We start from the raw sequence: 18,014 nt of genomic DNA, 5'->3' as shown, positions 1-18,014 counted from the left end.
CCCGGGCACCGGGCGGCAGAGCCGCCGGTGCCCGGGCCTGCGGGCCACCGCACCCGCACCCGCACAGCGCGCAGCGAAACCGCGGGTGGGTGGGGAAAAACGCCTACTTCTTACGCCGGCGGCCGCCCTTCGCCGCGCGACGCCGCTCCGCCCGCGTCGTGCCGTCCCCGCCGGCCCCGCCGGCCCCCGCTCCGCCTTCCGACTCGAAGTCGCCCTCGACCACGCCGCCGGCGCCGTCCACCGTCGGGGCCGAGAAGTGCAGCCGGTCCGCCCGCTGCGGCGCGTCCAGGCCCTTGGCCCGGATCGCCGGCCGCGCGCCCGCCGGCACCGGCGCCGGCTGCTCGCCGGCCTCCGCCGGCTGCTTCTCGCCGCCCTGCACCGGGACCTGCTCGACCTGCCGCTCGACCTGGACCTCCAGGTTGAACAGGTAGCCGACGGACTCCTCCTTGATCCCGTCCATCATGGCCGTGAACATGTCGAAGCCCTCGCGCTGGAACTCGACGACCGGGTCCCGCTGGGCCATCGCCCGCAGGCCGATGCCCTCCTGCAGGTAGTCCATCTCGTACAGGTGCTCACGCCACTTGCGGTCGAGCACCGAGAGGACCACGCGGCGCTCCAGCTCCCGCATCACCTCGGGCCCGAGCTCCTGCTCCCGCTTGTCGTACTGCCGGGAGATGTCCTCCTTGATGGACTCGGCCAGGAACTCCGGCGTGAGGCCGTCCCGGCCGCCCGCCTCCTCCTCGAGCTCCTCGACCGTCACCGAGACCGGGTAGAGCTGCTTGAACGCGCCCCACAGCCGCTCCAGGTCCCACTCCTCGGCGAACCCGCCGGCCGTCTCGGCCTGCACGTACGCGTCGATGGTGTCGTCCATGAAGAACCGCACCTGCTCGTGCAGGTCCTCGCCGGCCAGCACCCGGTGGCGCTCGCTGTAGATGACCTCGCGCTGCCGGTTCAGCACCTCGTCGTACTTCAGCACGTTCTTGCGGATCTCGAAGTTCTGCTGCTCGACCTGGCCCTGCGCCGAGGCGATGGCGCGGGTGACCATGCGGTTCTCGATCGGCACGTCGTCCGGCACGTTGGCCATGGCCATGACGCGCTCGACCATCTGTGCCTTGAAGAGCCGCATCAGGTCGTCGCCGAGCGACAGGTAGAAGCGGGACTCGCCCGGGTCGCCCTGGCGGCCCGAGCGGCCGCGCAGCTGGTTGTCGATCCGCCGCGACTCGTGCCGCTCGGTGCCCAGCACGTAGAGCCCGCCGAGGTTCTTGACCTCCTCGAACTCGGTCTTGACCGCCTGCTCGGCCCGCTCCAGCGCCTCGGGCAGCGCGGCCGCCCACTCCTCGACGTGCTCGACGGGGTCGAGCCCCTTGGCGCGCAGCTCGCTCTCGGCGATGTCGTCCGGGTTGCCGCCGAGCTTGATGTCGGTGCCTCGGCCGGCCATGTTGGTGGCCACCGTGACGGCGCCCTTGCGGCCGGCCTTGGCCACGATCGCGGCCTCGCGCTCGTGGTTCTTGGCGTTGAGCACCTCGTGCCGCACGCCGCGCTTGTTGAGCTGCTGGGACAGGTACTCGGACTTCTCCACCGAGGTGGTGCCGACCAGCACCGGCTGGCCCTTCTCGTGCTTCTCGACGATGTCGTCGACGACGGCCGCGAACTTGGCGACCTCGGTGCGGTAGATCAGGTCGGACTGGTCCACGCGGGCCATCGGCCGGTTGGTCGGGATGGGGACCACGCCGAGCTTGTAGATCTGGTGGAACTCCGCGGCCTCGGTCATCGCCGTACCGGTCATGCCGGCGAGCTTGCCGTAGAGGCGGAAGTAGTTCTGGAGGGTGATCTTGGCGAGCGTCTGGTTCTCGTCCTTGATCTTCACCCCCTCCTTCGCCTCGATCGCCTGGTGCATGCCCTCGTTGTAGCGGCGGCCGGCCAGGATGCGGCCGGTGTGCTCGTCGACGATCACGACCTCGCCGTCGAGGACGACGTAGTCCTTGTCCTTCTTGTACAGCTCCTTGGCCTTGATGGCGTTGTTCAGGTAGCCGACGAGCGGGGTGTTGACCGACTCGTAGAGGTTGTCGATGCCCAGCCAGTCCTCGACCTTGGTGACGCCCGCGTCGTGGATGGCGACGGTGCGCTTCTTCTCGTCGACGTCGTAGTCGCCGGTCTCCGCGACCTGCCGGGTCGGGACGGCCGGCTCGCCCTTCTCCAGGCGCTGCACCAGCTTGGCGAAGTCCGCGTACCACTTGGTGGCCTGGTCGGCGGGGCCCGAGATGATCAGCGGGGTCCTCGCCTCGTCGATCAGGATCGAGTCCACCTCGTCGACGACGGCGTAGTTGTGGCCGCGCTGCACCAGCTCGTCCTTCGACCAGGCCATGTTGTCGCGCAGGTAGTCGAACCCGAACTCGTTGTTGGTGCCGTAGGTGATGTCACAGGCGTACTGCTCGCGGCGCTTGGCGGGCGTCATCCCGGCGGTGATGCAGCCGACCGACAGGCCGAGGAAGCGGTGGACCCGGCCCATCCACTCGGAGTCGCGCTGGGCCAGGTAGTCGTTGGTGGTGATCAGGTGCACACCGTCGCCCGCCAGCGCGTTCAGGTACGTGGGCAGCGTGCCGACCAGGGTCTTGCCCTCGCCGGTCTTCATCTCGGCCACGTAGCCGAGGTGCAGCGCGGCGCCGCCCATCAGCTGGACGTCGTAGTGGCGCTGGCCGAGCACCCGCTTGGCGGCCTCGCGGACGGTGGCGAACGCCTCGGGCAGCAGGTCGTCCAGGCTCTCGCCGTCCGCGTACCGCTCCCGGTACTCGTCGGTGAGGGCCCGCAGCTCGGCGTCCGTCAGCTCAAGGAAGTCCTCTTCAATGGAGTTCACCTGGTTGGCGATGCGTTGCAACCTGCGCAGGATCTTGCCTTCGCCTGCACGCATGATCTTGTTGAAGACGGACACGAGGGCTGGTCTCCTTGCCGGTCGGGCCTGGCGCCGATGGGAATGCGCGGGCACAGCGAGATATGGCCCCGCCGCACCGGCCATGGTATGCGAGCGTCGCGACGAGTGTCAGTGGTCCGCTCTACGATCGCTCGCATGACTGCCGCACAGCCGCTACAGCTCTCAGCCGACGAAGCCCGCCGGATCGCCCTGCGCGCCCAGGGCCTGCTCGGTGCCCCCGACCGGGCGGGGGGCGTGCGAGGGATGCTGCGCCGGCTCGGCTCGGTCCAGCTGGACACGATCTCGGTGCTGGCCCGCTCGCACGAGCTCCTGCCGTACGCGCGGCTCGGCGCGGTGGGCCGCGCGGCGGTCGAGGAGGCGTACTGGTCGGGGGGTCGTTCCTTCGAGTACTGGTCGCACGCGGCCTGCGTGCTGCCGATCGAGGAGTGGCCGCTGTTCGCCTTCCGGCGGCGCGCCTACCGGGCCCGGGAGTCCTGGCACCACGAGCTGCCCCCCGGCGCCTACGAGAAGGTGATCGCCCAGCTGCGCGCCGAGGGCCCGCTGACCGCCACCGAGCTCGGCGGCGCGAAGAACGGTGGCCCCTGGTGGGACTGGAGCGACACCAAGATCGCGGTCGAGCGGGCGCTGATGTTCGGAGACGTGGTGTGCGTCGAGCGGCGCGGCTGGAAGCGGGTCTACGACCTGGCCGAGCGCGCCGTCCCCGGCGAGCTGCGCCACGACGACCTGCCGGACGCGGAGTGCGTGCGGCGGCTCGTCGCCCAGGCGGGGGCCGCGATGGGGGTGGCCACGCTGGCCGACCTGGCCGACTACCACCGGCTGAGGATCGCCGAGGTGGCGGCGGTGATAGCGGACACCGGCCTGGTGCCGGTGGTGGTCGCCGGCTGGGGCCCGCACCACGAGGCGTGGGCGGATCCGGCGGCGCTGGCCACCGCGCCGCGCGGCCGGCACCGCACCACGCTGCTCTCCCCGTTCGACTCGCTGGTCTGGGACCGGCCGCGCACCGAGCGGATGTTCCGCTTCACGCACCGTCTTGAGGCGTACGTGCCGAAGCCGAAGCGGGTCTACGGCTACTTCGCGATGCCGCTGCTGGCCGGCGGCCGGCTGCTCGGCCGGGTGGACCCGGCGCGCGAGGGCGACACGCTGGTCGCCAGGCACGCGGCCTTCGAGGGCAGCGAGGCGCGGGCCCGCAAGGCGGTACCGGCGATGGCCGAGGCGCTGGCGGAGGCCGCGCGCTGGGTGGGCTGCGGCCGGGTCACGGTGGAGCGGGTGACGCCGACCGAGTTGCACGCCCCGCTGGCCGCCGCCCTCGCGGAGGTCTAGGGCCTGGCCTCATCCCGTCTCCAGGTCCAGGATCTTCTCGCGCATCGCGTAGACCACGGCCTCCATCCGGGAGTGCAGCTGGAGCTTCTCCAGGATGTTGCGCACGTGGTTCTTCACGGTGTTCTCGCTGATGAAGAGCTCCTTGGCGATGTCCCGGTTGTTCTTGCCGGTGGCCACCAGCTTGAGCACCTCGAGCTCCCGGTCGGTCAGCTTGGGCGCGGGCACCAGGCGCCGCTCGTCGGTGCGCTCGATCATCGACTTGAACTCGGTGAGCAGCTTGGCCGCCATCGAGGGGCTGATCTGGGACTGCCCGTCGGCCACGGCCCGGATCGCCGCGGTCACCTCGTCGGTGGAGATCTCCTTGAGCAGGTAGCCGGTCGCGCCCGCCTTGATGGCGTCGTAGAGGTCGGCCTCCTCGTCGCTGATGGTCAGCATGATGATCCGCGCGCTGGGCGCGACCTCCTTGATGGAGGTACACGCCTCGATCCCGCCCCGGCGCGGCATCCGCACGTCCATCAGCACGATGTCGGGCAGCAGGTCGGCGGCCTTCTCGACCGCCTCGGCGCCGTCCCCCGCCTCGCCGACGACCTGGATGTCCTCCTCCTGCGCGAGCACGATCTCGAGTCCGCGCCGGAACAACTCGTGGTCGTCGACCACCAGCACCCGGATCGGCTCGCGCTGCTCGGCCGCCGAGGCCGCCTCCGCATCGCCGGGCCGCTCCCGAGGCATCGTGGGCCCGAAAGTGTCCACCATCGCTCCTCCCCCTACGACCGGAGCCGACCGAGGCCATGTCGTCTGCCACGCTCGGCGACCTCATGATTCCATGGCGACACCCCTCGCCGAGTCCGGCGAGGGGTGTCTTTCGGTTTCTCGGTCAGCCGCCCAGCGCGCCGCCGGCGCCCTCCGGCACACTCTCGGCCAGCGGGTCGGCCTCCAGATGGATCACGCCGTAGTCGTAGGCGTGCCGGCGGTAGACGACGCTCGGCTGCTTGGTGTCGGCGTCGATGAACAGGTAGAAGTCGTGTCCGACCAACTCCATCTCGTAGAGGGCCTGTTCGAGCGTCATGGGCGCCGCGACATGCGTCTTCTCGCGGACCACCAGTGGCCCGTCTCCTTCCACGACGACCGAGCCGAGGCGCCGCACCGGCGGGCGCGCCGGCGCCTGGTGCGTCGGCTCGAGCGGGTCCAGGCCGTTCAACCGGGCGGCGTCCGGGACCGCGGTGGCGACCTCACTGGCCGGGATCCGGTCCCGGCCCCTGCGGCAGCGGCGCTTGTCGTGCTGCCTGCGCAGCCGCGACTCCAGCTTCTCGGCCGCCAGGTCCAGGGCCGCGTACGGGTCGGCCGCTGAGGCCTCCGCCCGCACCACGGGACCCCGGTGCCGCAGGGTGATCTCCACCCGGTCGGAACGGTCTGCCTGACGTGGGTTGTGCTCCTTGGACACTTCCACGTCGAGGCGGGTCACCTTGCCGTCGATCCTCTGGATCTTGTCCAGCTTCAGCTTCTCGGCCACGTGCCGCCGGAATCGCTCCGGCACCTCGGTCTTGCGGCCCTTGACGACGATGTCCACGCAGAACTCCGTTCCCGGAGGCGCCGCGGCCCTGCGGCCCCTCCGTTGGTGCACTGTGCCGATGGTGCCGGTGTCCTCGGCTCCCGCCGGCGTTACCTCGGGGTTACGGGTTTCACCTCCTCCTCCCCCGGCACGAAGATCAACACCCCATCGTTCTCAGGGTGATCACGACCACTCGCAAACCCCGGGAAATCCCTATCTCCACTTATGTAACGAACGTACCTCTGTGAAAGGTGCCCCGGCACCCCTAGAAGCGGAATCTCTCCGGTCTCGCGGCCCGCGGCTTCTCGACACCGGGCTCCGCAGCCGAAAGCATCTCGGCCGAAGGCACCACGGCCGAAGGTCCCGCGACCACGGCGGCGCCCAGCGGCAACCCACCGGCGGCGCGCACCGCCCGGGCCGCCTCGGCGAGCGAGGCCCCCGTGGTCACCAGGTCGTCCACGAGCAGCACCGGCTCGCCTGCGATCAGGGCGCCCGGCCGTGCCGCCAGCGCCCCCGCGAGATTCGCGGACCGCCGCGCCGCGGGGAGCCCGGCCTGGTCCGCCACCGGACGACACTGCCGCAACACCGGCCGCACCCGCACCGCGTATCCCGCACTCCGCAGCCGCCCGGCGGCCGCGCGCGCGATCCGGCGCACCGGATCATGTCCGCGCCGGGCCACGGCGGCACGCGCCGAGGGCACCGGCACCAGACTCACCACCCGCTCCGCGTCGACCGCCCCCGCGCACGCGGCGCGGACGCTCACGGCGAGCGCCCGGCCCAACGGACCGGCCAGCGGCAGCACACCACGCTCCTTGTGCGCGAGCAGCACCGCGCGCACCTGGTCCCGGTAGTCGGCGGCGGCGTAGACGGCGGGCAGCCCGGCCGGCTCGGGGCGGAGGGACACCCGGCGGGCCCGGCCGCCGGTGAGCGCGGCCCGGCAGGGCTCGCAGAGCACGGCGCGCGCCTGCCCACAGCCGGCGCACGCCGTCGGCAGGATCAGGGAGCCGAACTCCTGCCACCAACCGCGCATGAATCCACCGTGACGGACAGGACAACTCCCTGCCAACCCCCCGGGAGGAGGTTTCCGGCCATTCCGCCGCGACCCCCCGTCAGCCGGCGTAGACCGGGGCCCTCCCCAGCGAACCGACCACCTTCCACTGCGAGCGGTCCTGGAGCCAGGCCACCCCGGCCACCGTCTCGGCCAGCAGCGGAAGGTCCTCGTTCTCGGTGGCCGCGACGCCCGTGACGTCGTTGAGCCCGGGCACCGTCGGCGTGTTGACCGTCGAACCGTCGGAGCGCACGTACATCAGCTGCTCCACGCCGTCCGCCGGCCGGCCCACCACCACCAGGCGGCTGCCGCCGGCCCAGGAGACCGCGGCCACGTCCTCCAGCTGCGGCATCACCGGACGCAGCCCGGTGACGGAGAGCTCGGTGCCCTCCCCGCCCTCTCCGTGCGCGACTCGCTCGATCCGGCCGAGATGCAGCGTCGCGCCGCCGTCCGCCTCGCCGATCAGCATCGCGATCCGCACCCCGTCCGAAGCCACCCGCAGCGCCTCGATCCGCTGGTCGTGCCGCAGCCCCTCGACCGGCACCTCAACCGGCGTGCCCCGGCCTTCGGTCAGTCGCAGCAGCCGCGGCCCGGCCGGGTCGCGATCGGCGACCCACAGGTCGCCGAGACCGTCCCAGCTGGGCGCGGAGAGTCCGGCGTCGTCCCCGCCGGTGGCGCTGGTGGCGTGCACCTCGGGCCCGGTGTCGTCCTCGTTGGTCAGCGGGGCGACGTAGAGCGTGGAGCCGTCCGCGCTCACCCCGGCCGCCTGCTCGCCGTCCCGCCGGATCGCCACCGCCCGCAGCCCGCCCTCGGCCTCGTCGAGCGTGCCGGGCACCGGCCGCAGCGAGGGCTGCTCCTCGCCCTCGACGACCTGCACCAGGTCGCCGTCCTCCTCGAGGAAGTAGGGCCGGGTCAGTTCGCCGGCCAGCAGCCCGGGCGCGTGCTCACGCGCCGCGGCCTCGGACTCGTCGCACAGCGGTGTCCCCGCCGCGTCGAGCAGCCTGGCCTCGGTCACGTCCACCGAGGCCACGTCCTGCACGGTGTGCAGCAGCTGGGCCGCCATCCGCTCACAGCTGTCGACGGGCCAGTCGGCCGGCACCCCGGACAGCCACACCGAGATCGCGCCCGACTCGTCGATCGCCGGCGCGTGGTCGTCGGCCACCTCGGCACCCGAAGGGAACGCGGAGGCCACCGCGGGGGACAGCCACTCACTCGGCCCCTCGAGCAGCGTGCGGACGGTCTCGCCCACCGGGTCTATCCGACGGCGCACGTAGACCGGGTCCGCCACCAGCACGTCCTCGCCGTGCTCGATCCGCCGCCCCTCGGGACCCAGGTCGGCGTAATAGAACGTGTTGACGGAGCGGTAGATCCGGCGGAAGTCGGCCTCGCCGATCACCAGGCCGTCGGGCAGCGTGTCGATCCGCCACTGGTCGTCCACCCGCCGCAGCAGGAACGTCGCCTGGTACTCGCCGGCCTCCGGGGAGTACACGTGCGCCGCGTCGACGGTCGCGAGCCTGCTGCCCGTCAGCTCCACCCGCATGGTCTGCCCGTCCCCCGAGGCCGCCGGTTCCTCGGCCCCGGGTATCCGCAGGTCGGCGCCGCTGGAGAGGATGGTGGTGCTGGCGAACGGGTCCCACTCACCCCGCCGCCGCGGCGTCAGGTACTCGCGGGCCGTCGCGAAGTCGGCCTCGTCACTCGTGATCGCCTCCAGGAAGCCCCGGACGATCGCCTGCGGCAGCGCGCCCTCGGCCGGCGGCACCCCGTAGACCCGCACCTGCGGCTCACCCTCGCCGTCAGAGTCGGCGCGCTCGGACGCGTCCACCCGCTGCACCGGGCCGCTCGACGGCATCGACGCACAGCCGCTCAGCACCAGGCCGACCGCCGCAAGGCCCGCCGCGGCCCGCCACCGCGGGCGCCGCTCACTCCTCATGACCGCCCTCACCCCGCGCCTCACCGCCGGCCGCCACCGGCTGCCCCGCCCGACCCGGCTCACCGGCCCGCGAGGCCGGAAGCACCGCCGCCCGCGCCTCACGCCTGGTGCGCGCGTCCCGCGGTTCGAGCGGCAGCGGCGAGCCACGGAGCTGCTCGCCGGCCGTGCGGGGCAGCGTCAACCGGAACTGGGCGCCGCCACCCGGCTCGCCCCACGCCTCGAGCCAGCCGCCGTGCAGGTGCGCGTCCTCCAGGGCGATGGACAGCCCGAGCCCGGTGCCGCCGGTGGTCCTGGCCCGCGCCGGGTCGGCCCGCCAGAACCGGTTGAACACCCGCTCCGCCTCCCCGGCCCGCAGCCCGATGCCGTGGTCGCGCACCGCGACCGCCACCGCTTCCCCGTCCCGGCTGGCCGCCAGACGCACCACCACGTCCCGACCCTCGCCGTGCTCGATCGCGTTGACCACCAGGTTCCGCAGCACCCGCTCGATCCGCCGCGCGTCCACCTCGGCCACCACGGGCCGCTCGGCGCCCCGCACCAGCAGCCGGCTGCCGCGCCGCTCGGCCAGCGGCTCGGCGCCCTCGACCACCCGGTTGACGACGTCCCGCAGGTCGGTCAGGTCGGCCTCCAGATTGGCCGCGCCCGCGTCGAACCTGCTGATCTCCAGCAGGTCGGCGAGCAGCGACTCGAACCGGTCGAGCTGGCTCAGCAGCAGCTCGGCCGAGCGCGCGGTCACCGGATCGAACTCGCCACGCGCCTCGTGGATCACGTCCGCCGCCATCCGCACCGTCGTCAGCGGGGTGCGCAGCTCGTGCGAGACGTCGGAGACGAACCGCCGCTGCATCCGCGACAGCTCCTCGAGCTGCTGGATCTGCAGCTGGAGGTTGCGCGCCATCTTGTTGAACGACTCGCCGAGCCGCGCGATGTCGTCCTCGCCGCTGACCTTCATCCGCTCCTGCAGCCGCCCGGCGGCGAGCCGCTCCGCGATCCGCGCCGCCATCCGCACCGGCGTCACCACCTGCCGCACCACCAGCCAGGCGATCGCGCCGAGCAGCGCCACCACGAACAGGCCCGCGGTGGCGATGGTGCCGGTCACCAGCGACAGCGACTCCTCCTCCTGCGTGAACGGGAAGAGGTAGTAGAGCTGGTACCAGTTGCCCTGGATGTCGGTGAGCCGGCGCCCGATGATCAGCGCCTCCTGGGAGGAGCCGTCGAGGAAGTCGATCCGCCCGTACTGGCGGTGCGCGTCGGTGGAGCGGTCGAGCGCCTCCCGCAGCTCCGTCGGGATGAACTGCTCGGGCATCCGCAGGTCCCCGTAGGCCCGCGCGCCGCGCGGCGCCTGCCCGGAGCCGCTGTCCGCCTCGTTCACGAACGGCGTGCCCGACAGCTGCGAGGGCAGCGCCACCACGTAGAAGACGCCGCGACCGCCGCTGGACAGCTGCTCGACGATCCCGTTCAACCAGGCGTTGGGGTCGACCGTCTGCCCGGCCACCGCCTCGGCGCCCTCGCCGTCCCCGGTGGCCAGCTCGCTCGCCACCGCGAAACCGCCCTCGGCCTGGCTCTGCGCCGTCTGCCGCTTGGCCTCCAGCAGGCCGTTGCGCACCTGGCCGATCACCACGATGCCGAGCACGAGCACCACGGCCAACGACATCACCAGCGTGGTGGTCACGACCCGCAGCTGGATGTTCCGCCGCCACAGCCGCCGCACGGAGAGCAGCGGACCGCTGGCCCAGCGGCCGAATATCCGGATAGCCGGCTGTGCCCCGGTCGCCGCCCCTTCGGTCAGCAGCCGGGAACCATGCCACCACAGCCGGTCGGCCACCTCAGCTTGACCCGGCCTTGTACCCCACGCCGCGCACGGTCACCACGATCTCCGGGCGCTCCGGGTCCTTCTCCACCTTCGACCGCAACCGCTGGACGTGCACGTTCACCAGCCGCGTGTCGGCCGCGTGCCGGTAGCCCCACACCTGCTCCAGCAGCACCTCGCGGGTGAACACCTGCCACGGCTTGCGCGCCAGCGCCACCAGCAGGTCGAACTCGAGCGGGGTCAGCGAGATGGCCTGGCTGCCGCGCTTGACCGAGTGGCCCGCGACGTCGATCACCAGGTCGCCGATGGCGAGCTGCTCGGGCGCCGGCTCCTCGGAGCGGCGCAGCCGCGCACGGATCCGCGCGATCAGCTCCTTGGGCTTGAACGGCTTGACGATGTAGTCGTCGGCGCCGGACTCCAGGCCCACGACGACGTCGACCGTGTCGCTCTTCGCCGTGAGCATGACGATCGGCACGCCCGACTCGCCCCTGATCAGCCGGCACACCTCGATGCCGTCCCGACCGGGCAGCATCAGGTCGAGCAGCACCAGGTCCGGCTTGATCTCACGGAAGGCGGCGAGGGCCTTGTCCCCGTCGGCCACGAACGACGGCTCGAACCCCTCCCCGCGCAGCACGATGCCGAGCATCTCGGACAGAGCTGGGTCGTCATCGACGACGAGTACACGTCCCTTCATGCCTTCATCATCCCATCCCCTGATCAGGACTTAGTCGAACGTGATCTGGAACACACTTCTGCCAGCCTGCCGTGATCCACCGGCGACACCACTCCATGTTCCGTCACGATCGCCGTCACCAGCTCCGCCGGCGTCACGTCGAACGCCGGGTTGTACGCCTGCGTCCCCACCGGCGCCACCGGCACCCCGGGACGGACGTCCGTCACCTCGTGCCCTGGCCGCTGCTCCACCTGGATCGCCGCCCCGTCCGGCGTCGCCAGGTCCACCGTCGACACCGGCGCCACCACGACGAACGGCACCCCGTGGTGCTTGGCCAGCACCGCCAGCGGATAGCTGCCCACCTTGTTCGCCACCGAGCCGTCGGCCGCGATCCGATCCGCCCCGATCAGCACCACGTCCACCTCCCCCGCCGCGAACAGCGAACCCGCCGCCGCGTCCACCAGCAGCGAGAACGGCATCCCGGCCCGCGCCGCCTCGTACGCCGTCAGCCGCGCCCCCTGCAGCAGCGGCCGCGTCTCGTCCACCCACAGACGCCGCAGCTCACCCGCCTCGTGCGCCGCCCGCACCACCGCGAGCGCCGTCCCGCCGCCCGCCGAGACCAGCTCGCCGGTGTTGCAGTGCGTCAGGATCCGGTACCGACCACCGGGCAGCAGCTCCCCCAGCAGCTCCCGCCCCGCCGCCACCATCCCGGCACTCGCCGCCGCGTCCTCCCGGAACAGCGCGTGCGCCTCGGCGAGCGCGGCCGCGGCCGCGCTCGTGCCCCCACCACCGGCCGCCTCGTACGCCGCCACCGCGCGCCGCACCCCGTACCCCAGGTTCACCGCCGTCGGCCGCGCCCCCGCCAGCTGCCGCGCCGCGTCCTGTACGTCGTAGCCGCGTGCCGCCGCCAACGCCACCCCGTACGCCCCGGCAAGACCCAGGATCGGCGCCCCCCGCACCGCCAGCGACCTGATCGCCGCCACCAGGCCCGGCACGTCCGTCACCACCAGCTCGACCTCGTCGGCCGGCAGCCGGGTCTGGTCGAGCAGCACCAGGACCGGCCCGTCCGGGGGCTCGGCCCAGCGCAACGCGGGAACTCTCAGATCAGCCATCCGCACAGTCTGCCAACCCACTCCCGGCACAGCCAGCACGGCGCCGTGGCACGATGGGCGCCAAGGAAAACCACCACATCCGGTGGTATGAGGCACCCGGAAGCGAACACCAGGGGGAAGCAGTGAGCGAGTCGCAGGGCTGGACGCCACCCGGGTCCCCGAAAGACGGCGAAGGGCACGACGCGAACCAGCCCGCCGCCCCGCAGACACCACCCGCACAGCCCGCGCCGCCCACCCCGCCCCAGGGCTGGGGCGCCGCGCCACCCCCGCAGCAGCCAGGATGGGGCCACCAGCCCGGCTGGGGTCAACAGCAGGGCTGGGGACAGCAGCCAGGCTGGGGAGCGCCCGGCGGCTGGCAGCCCCAACCCCAGGCCCCCAAGCCCGGCGTCATCCCGCTCCGCCCCCTCGGTGTCGGCGAGATACTCGACGGCGCCGTCTCCACCGCCCGCGCCCACTGGCGCACCGTGCTGGCGATAGCGCTCCCCATAGCCATCGTCATCCAGCTGCTCTCCTCCATGGCACTGCACACCTGGCTCTCCGACAGCTCCGGGTTCAGCGCCCTCGAGAACAACCCCAACCCCACCGAAGAGGAGCTCAGGGACGCCTTCGGCGACCTCCTCGGCTTCGGCTCCGTCACCGGCGTCGCCACCCTCCTCGGCAACGTGCTCGCCACCGCCATGCTCACCATCGTCGTCAGCCGCGCCGTCCTCGGCCGCGGCGTCACGGTCGGCGAGGCCTGGCGCGACTCCCGCGGCCGCCTGCTGCGCCTCCTCGGCCTGGTACTCCTCGTCCCCCTGATCGCCGTCCTCGCCGTCCTCGTCCCCGCACTCCTCTTCGGCCTCGGCGGCTCGGAGTTCGCCGCCCTCGGTGCCTTCGGCGGCGTGATCCTGGCCGTCTGGCTCTGGACCCAGTTCTCCCTCGCCGCCCCCGCCCTGATGCTCGAACGCCAGGGAAGCTTCGCCGCCATGCGCCGCTCCTGGAAGCTGGTCACCGGCTCCTGGTGGCGGGTCTTCGGCATCCAGTTGCTGATCCTGGTGCTCCTCACCATCGTCAGCGGCATCATCGAGTTCCCCACCACGCTGGTCGCCGAGGTCGTCGCCGGCGGCGGCAGCGGCTTCCTCGAGGGCAGCCTCACCGAGATGTCCTGGAGCTACCTGGCCATCACCGGCGTCGGCGCCGTCATCGCCTCCGGCATCACCCTCCCCATCAGCGCCGGCGTCACCGCCCTCCTCTACATCGACCAGCGCATCCGCCGCGAGGCCCTCGACATCGAGCTCGCCAGCGCGGCCGGCCTCGGCGACACCCCGGCGCCGGGGAACTGACACCGTGCCGACGCCGCTCACGGCGCTCGCACTGCCGGCGGCGGACGACGACACCGCCCCGCCCGTCGTCACCGACCGCGAGGAGGCCCTCCGCGAGGCGCGGCGCGAACTGTCCAAGCCCGCCTACGCCGAGCACGAACCCAGCCTGCCCCGCCGGGTCTGGAACTGGATCTGGGACGACCTCCTCGGCAGGCTCGACGACGTCGCCCTCAACACCCCGGGCGGCTGGTTCGGCCTGCTGGCCATCGCCCTCCTCGTCGTCGCCCTGCTCGTCGCCCTCCGCATGCGCCTCGGCGCCCCGCGGGACGCCGCGGGCCCCCGCTCCACCGGCGGCCTCTTCGGCGACCAGCCGCGCACCGCCGCCGAACACCGCGCCGCCGCCGACGCGCACGCCGCCGTCGGACGCTGGCCGGAGGCCGTCCAAGAGCGCCTGCGCGCCATCGTCCGCGCCCTCGAGGAACGCGCACTCCTCGAACCGCGCCCCGGCCGCACCGCCACCGAGGCCGCCGCCGAGGCTGCCCGTCCCCTGCCCACTCTCGCCGCCGAACTGCGCGTCGCCGCCACCACCTTCGACGGCATCACCTACGGTGGCCGCCCCGCCGGCCCCGCCGACGACGCCAGGATGCGCGACCTCGACCAGCGCCTCGCCACCACCCGTCCCGACCTCAACGCCACCGGCACGGGGACGGCCCGATGACCACGAGCACCGCCGTCTCCCCCGACACCCGCCACCTCTGGCGCCGCGGTCGCGGACTCCTCCTCGCCGCCGTCGCCCTCGCCGTCACCGGCCTGCTCATCGCCCTCCTCACCAGCGGCCCGAGCAGCACCCTCGACCCCCGCTCCGCCACCCCGACCGGCAGCCGCGCCGTCGCCCAGCTCCTGGCCGACCGGGGCATCGACACCACGGTCGTCACCACGGCCGCCGAGGCCGCCGACCTCGCCGGCCCTGACACCACCCTGCTCGTCACCAACCCCGAGGCCCTCACCCCCCACACCCGCGGCCTGCTGCGCTCCGCCACCACCGACGCCGGCGGCCGCACCGTCCTCGTCTCGCCCGGCCCCGCGACACTCGCCGACCTGGCCCCCGAGGCCGGCGTCGACACCATCCCCGCCCCCGTCGAGGAACGCCAGGCCGACTGCGCCTGGCCCCCGGCCGAGCGCGCCGGCAGCGCCCAACTCGGCGGCTACCGATTCCGCGTCCCCGCCGACGCCACCGGCTGCTACTCCGCGGGCGGCCTGCCCACCCTCGCCCTGCTGCCCGGCGCGACCGCCGAAGCCGGCGAGACCGTCCTCCTCGGCTCCCCCCACCCGCTCTACAACGAGCACCTCGACGAGTACGGCAACGCCGCCCTAGCCCTCCAACTCCTCGGCGCCCGCCAGCACCTCGTCTGGTACCTGCCGTCTGCCGAGGAGGCCCCCGCCGCCGAGGACCAGCGCGGTCTCCTCGGCCTCCTCCACCCCGGCTGGCGCTGGGCCACCCTGCAACTCCTCGTCGCCGCCGGCCTCGCCGCCCTCTGGCGCGCCCGCCGCCTCGGCCGCGTCGTCACCGAGCGGCTGCCCGTCGTCGTCCACGCCGCCGAGACCACCGAGGGCCGCGCGCGCCTCTACCACCAGGCCGGCGCCCGCGACCGCGCCGCCGACGCGCTCCGCGCCGCCACCCGCGCCCGCCTCGCCCCACTCGTCGGCGTCCCGCCGACCGCGGCCCACTCCCCCGAGGCGCTGCCGGCCGCCATCGCCGCCCACACCGGCGAGCACCCGGCCACCGTCCACCAGACGCTCTTCGGCTCGGCCCCCACCGACGACCAGGCGCTGGTCCGCCTCGCCGACGAACTCGACGCCCTCGAACGGCGCCTCACCCCCCGCCGACCCACCGAACCCGACCGGAAAGGCCCGACCCCGTGACCGCGCCAACCCCAGGAACCGAGACCCCGGACGCGCGCCAGGCCCTGGAAGCCCTGCGGACCGAGATCGGCAAGGCCGTCGTCGGCCAGGACGCCGCCGTCACCGGCCTCGTCGTGGCCCTCCTGTGCCGGGGCCACGTGCTCCTCGAAGGCGTCCCGGGCGTCGCCAAGACCCTGCTCGTCCGCACCCTGGCCACGGCACTCGAACTCGACACCAAGCGCGTCCAGTTCACCCCAGACCTGATGCCGAGCGACGTCACCGGGTCCCTCGTCTACGACGCCCGCACCGCCGAGTTCTCCTTCCAGCCGGGCCCCGTCTTCACCAACCTCCTGCTGGCCGACGAGATCAACCGGACCCCGCCCAAGACCCAGGCATCCCTGCTGGAGGCCATGGAGGAGCGCCAGGTCTCCGTCGACGGCACCCCCAGGCCGTTGCCCGACCCCTTCATGGTCGCCGCCACCCAGAACCCCATCGAGTACGAGGGCACCTACCCGCTGCCCGAGGCCCAGCTCGACCGCTTCCTCCTCAAGCTCAACCTCCCCCTGCCCAGCCGCGAGCAGGAGATCGACGTCCTGGCCAGGCACGCCGCCGGCTTCGACCCCCGCGACCTCGCCACCGCCGGCGTCCGCCCGGTCGCCGGCCCCGAGCAACTCGCCGCCGCCCGCGCCGCCGTCGCCAAGGTCACCGTCTCCCCCGACATCGCCGGCTACGTCGTCGACCTCTGCCGGGCCACCCGCGAGTCGCCGTCCCTGGCCATCGGCGCCTCCCCCCGCGGCGCCACCGCGCTCCTCGGCACGGCCCGCGCCTGGGCCTGGCTCTCCGGCCGCGACTACGTCATCCCCGACGACGTCAAGGCACTCGCCCTGCCCACCCTCAGGCACCGCGTCCGGCTGCGTCCCGAGGCGGAGATGGAGGGCGTCACCGCCGACAGCGTCCTCACCGGCCTGCTGGCCCGCGTCCCGGTCCCCCGCTGATGGCGCTCACCGGCCGCACCGCGCTGCTGGCGGCACTCGGCGCCCTGGTCGCCGGCCTGCGCCCGGGCTGGACCGGCATCCTGGCCGTGGCCGTGCCCCTGCTCGTGGGCGTCTTGGTCGACCTGGCCCTGGCCGCCCCCGTCCGCCCGCTGCGGCTCGCCAGGGGCGGCGACACCACCGTCCGCCTGGGCGACGAGGCCGCCGTGCACCTCACCGTCACCAACGCCTCAGGACGTCCGCTGCGCGCCGAGCTCCGCGACGCCTGGCCGCCGAGCGCCTGGCGCACGGGCACCGCCTATGCCGCGTCCCGGCACCGCCTGCACGTGCCCGCCGGCGAACGCCGCAGGATCACCACCGTGCTCGGCCCCACCAGGCGCGGCGAGCACCGCCCAGACCGGGTCACCGTCCGCTCCCACGGACCACTCGGCCTCGCCGCCCGCCAGGGCGGCCACGCCGTCCCGTGGACGCTGCGGGTGCTGCCCCCCTTCACCAGCCGCAAGCACCTCCCGGCCAAGCTCTCCCGGCTCCGCGAACTCGACGGCCGCACGACGGTGTTGACCCGTGGGGAGGGCACCGAGTTCGACAGCCTGCGCGAGTACGTGCCGGGCGACGACGTCCGCTCCATCGACTGGCGCGCCACAGCACGCCAGTCCGCGGTCGCCGTCCGCACCTGGCGCCCCGAACGCGACCGGCATCTGCTGCTGGTCCTCGACACCGGCCGCACCTCGGCCGGGCGGGTCGGCGACATCCCCCGCCTCGACGTCTCCATGGACGCGGCCCTGCTCCTCACCGCCCTGGCCTCGGGGGCCGGCGACCGCGTCGACCTGCTCGCCTTCGACCGCGCGGTCCGCGCCTCGGTGCGCGGCCGCACCGGTGGCCAGCTGCTGCCCTCGGTCGTCAGCGCCCTCACGCCACTGGAACCGGCGCTGATCGAGACCGACGCCCGTGCCATGGCCACGGCCGCACTGGCCGGCGCGCCACGCCGCTCGCTGATCGTGCTCTTCACCAGCCTCGACGCCGCCCCGGTGGAGACCGGACTGCTGCCGGTGCTGCCGCGCCTGACGCGGCGCCACACCGTCGTGGTGGCCTCGGTCGCCGACCCCAGGATCGCCGAGATGGCCCGCGCCCGCGGCACCGTCCCCGGCGTCTACGAGGCCGCCGCGGCCGCCAGCCACCAGATCGAACGCCAGCGCACCGCGGAACGCCTCCGCGCCCTCGGCGTCACGGTCGTCGAGGCGCCCCCCGAACTCCTCCCGCCGGCTCTGGCCGACGCCTACCTCTCCCTCAAGGCCTCGGGCCGCCTCTGACGGGCCCCGCCCTCTCCCAGAAAGGAGGGGTCGGCTCCCATCGGGCGGCCCGCAACACAAACGCGTGTAGGGCCCGTTGGCGAACCAACGAGCCCTACACACTCAATAATTGTCCGGCGGCGACCTACTCTCCCACACGGTCCC

The 18,014-nt window shown here is 73.4% G+C and carries 14 protein-coding genes; 6 read left to right on the top strand and 8 right to left on the bottom strand.

The window, feature by feature from the left end; genetic code table 11:
* Nucleotides 1-103: 103 nt before the first annotated feature.
* Nucleotides 104-2,929, bottom strand: coding sequence for a preprotein translocase subunit SecA (gene secA / locus ACFWI8_RS34105; RefSeq protein ID WP_387099490.1), 2,826 nt, complete (start codon nt 2,927-2,929; stop codon nt 104-106).
* 135 nt (nt 2,930-3,064) lie between these two features.
* Between secA and ACFWI8_RS34100 the strand changes: the two genes are divergently transcribed.
* Nucleotides 3,065-4,249 carry a winged helix-turn-helix domain-containing protein gene (locus ACFWI8_RS34100; protein ID WP_387099488.1) on the top strand — a complete coding sequence of 395 codons (1,185 nt, stop codon included), beginning with the start codon at nt 3,065-3,067 and terminating at the stop codon, nt 4,247-4,249.
* A 9-nt stretch (nt 4,250-4,258) separates the two neighbouring features.
* Here ACFWI8_RS34100 and ACFWI8_RS34095 read toward each other — a convergent pair whose 3' ends face one another.
* The 7 genes from ACFWI8_RS34095 to mtnA form a co-directional block, all read right to left on the bottom strand.
* Nucleotides 4,259-5,002, bottom strand: a complete 744-nt coding sequence (locus ACFWI8_RS34095; protein WP_387099486.1) for a response regulator — start codon at nt 5,000-5,002, stop codon at nt 4,259-4,261.
* Nucleotides 5,003-5,123: 121 nt separating this feature from the next.
* Nucleotides 5,124-5,816, bottom strand: a complete 693-nt coding sequence (gene hpf, locus ACFWI8_RS34090) for a ribosome hibernation-promoting factor, HPF/YfiA family (RefSeq protein WP_387099484.1) — start codon at nt 5,814-5,816, stop codon at nt 5,124-5,126.
* 247 nt (nt 5,817-6,063) lie between these two features.
* A complete protein-coding gene (locus tag ACFWI8_RS34085; protein ID WP_387099482.1) occupies nt 6,064-6,828 on the bottom strand; it encodes a ComF family protein in 765 nt (254 codons plus the stop codon).
* A 79-nt stretch (nt 6,829-6,907) separates the two neighbouring features.
* Nucleotides 6,908-8,776 (bottom strand): LpqB family beta-propeller domain-containing protein, encoded by a 1,869-nt coding sequence (locus tag ACFWI8_RS34080; protein ID WP_387099480.1) that lies wholly within the window; start codon nt 8,774-8,776, stop codon nt 6,908-6,910.
* Complete coding sequence (gene mtrB, locus ACFWI8_RS34075; protein WP_387099478.1) at nt 8,766-10,595, bottom strand: MtrAB system histidine kinase MtrB; 1,830 nt, start codon at nt 10,593-10,595, stop codon at nt 8,766-8,768. The genes ACFWI8_RS34080 and mtrB overlap by 11 nt, the downstream gene beginning before the upstream one ends.
* A 1-nt stretch (nt 10,596) precedes the next feature.
* Complete coding sequence (gene mtrA, locus ACFWI8_RS34070; protein WP_132819589.1) at nt 10,597-11,274, bottom strand: two-component system response regulator MtrA; 678 nt, start codon at nt 11,272-11,274, stop codon at nt 10,597-10,599.
* 23 nt (nt 11,275-11,297) lie between these two features.
* Nucleotides 11,298-12,365: an S-methyl-5-thioribose-1-phosphate isomerase gene (mtnA, locus tag ACFWI8_RS34065; RefSeq protein ID WP_387099475.1), complete on the bottom strand. Its 1,068-nt coding sequence runs from the start codon at nt 12,363-12,365 to the stop codon at nt 11,298-11,300.
* Between the two features lie 122 nt (nt 12,366-12,487).
* Between mtnA and ACFWI8_RS34060 the strand changes: the two genes are divergently transcribed.
* From ACFWI8_RS34060 to ACFWI8_RS34040, 5 genes are read left to right on the top strand one after another with little or no spacing between them, the layout of a single operon-like run.
* Complete coding sequence (locus ACFWI8_RS34060; RefSeq protein WP_387099473.1) at nt 12,488-13,687, top strand: hypothetical protein; 1,200 nt, start codon at nt 12,488-12,490, stop codon at nt 13,685-13,687.
* 4 nt (nt 13,688-13,691) lie between these two features.
* Nucleotides 13,692-14,384 (top strand): DUF4129 domain-containing protein, encoded by a 693-nt coding sequence (locus tag ACFWI8_RS34055; protein ID WP_387099471.1) that lies wholly within the window; start codon nt 13,692-13,694, stop codon nt 14,382-14,384.
* Nucleotides 14,381-15,589: a DUF4350 domain-containing protein gene (locus ACFWI8_RS34050; protein ID WP_387099469.1), complete on the top strand. Its 1,209-nt coding sequence runs from the start codon at nt 14,381-14,383 to the stop codon at nt 15,587-15,589. Before ACFWI8_RS34055 ends, ACFWI8_RS34050 begins: the two co-directional genes overlap by 4 nt.
* Nucleotides 15,586-16,563, top strand: a complete 978-nt coding sequence (locus ACFWI8_RS34045) for an AAA family ATPase (RefSeq protein ID WP_387099467.1) — start codon at nt 15,586-15,588, stop codon at nt 16,561-16,563. Before ACFWI8_RS34050 ends, ACFWI8_RS34045 begins: the two co-directional genes overlap by 4 nt.
* Nucleotides 16,563-17,870, top strand: coding sequence for a DUF58 domain-containing protein (locus ACFWI8_RS34040; protein WP_387099465.1), 1,308 nt, complete (start codon nt 16,563-16,565; stop codon nt 17,868-17,870). Before ACFWI8_RS34045 ends, ACFWI8_RS34040 begins: the two co-directional genes overlap by 1 nt.
* The last annotated feature ends 144 nt before the right edge of the window (nt 17,871-18,014 follow it).

The sequence above is a fragment of the Streptomyces sp. NPDC127098 genome, from assembly GCF_042722465.1.
Classification (GTDB): Bacteria; Actinomycetota; Actinomycetes; order Streptomycetales; family Streptomycetaceae; genus Streptomyces; species Streptomyces millisiae.
This window is presented reverse-complemented; position numbering and strand designations above follow the sequence as displayed.

Bases quoted from the DNA above. Each gene is read 5' to 3' on its own strand.
- ACFWI8_RS34080 (WP_387099480.1), bottom strand. From the start codon at position 8,776: ATGAGGAGTGAGCGGCGCCCGCGGTGGCGGGCCGCGGCGGGCCTTGCG.
- ACFWI8_RS34040 (WP_387099465.1), top strand. From the start codon at position 16,563: ATGGCGCTCACCGGCCGCACCGCGCTGCTGGCGGCACTCGGCGCCCTG.
- ACFWI8_RS34100 (WP_387099488.1), top strand. From the start codon at position 3,065: ATGACTGCCGCACAGCCGCTACAGCTCTCAGCCGACGAAGCCCGCCGG.
- ACFWI8_RS34085 (WP_387099482.1), bottom strand. From the start codon at position 6,828: ATGCGCGGTTGGTGGCAGGAGTTCGGCTCCCTGATCCTGCCGACGGCG.
- mtrA (WP_132819589.1), bottom strand. From the start codon at position 11,274: ATGAAGGGACGTGTACTCGTCGTCGATGACGACCCAGCTCTGTCCGAG.
- ACFWI8_RS34095 (WP_387099486.1), bottom strand. From the start codon at position 5,002: ATGGTGGACACTTTCGGGCCCACGATGCCTCGGGAGCGGCCCGGCGAT.
- mtnA (WP_387099475.1), bottom strand. From the start codon at position 12,365: ATGGCTGATCTGAGAGTTCCCGCGTTGCGCTGGGCCGAGCCCCCGGAC.
- ACFWI8_RS34050 (WP_387099469.1), top strand. From the start codon at position 14,381: ATGACCACGAGCACCGCCGTCTCCCCCGACACCCGCCACCTCTGGCGC.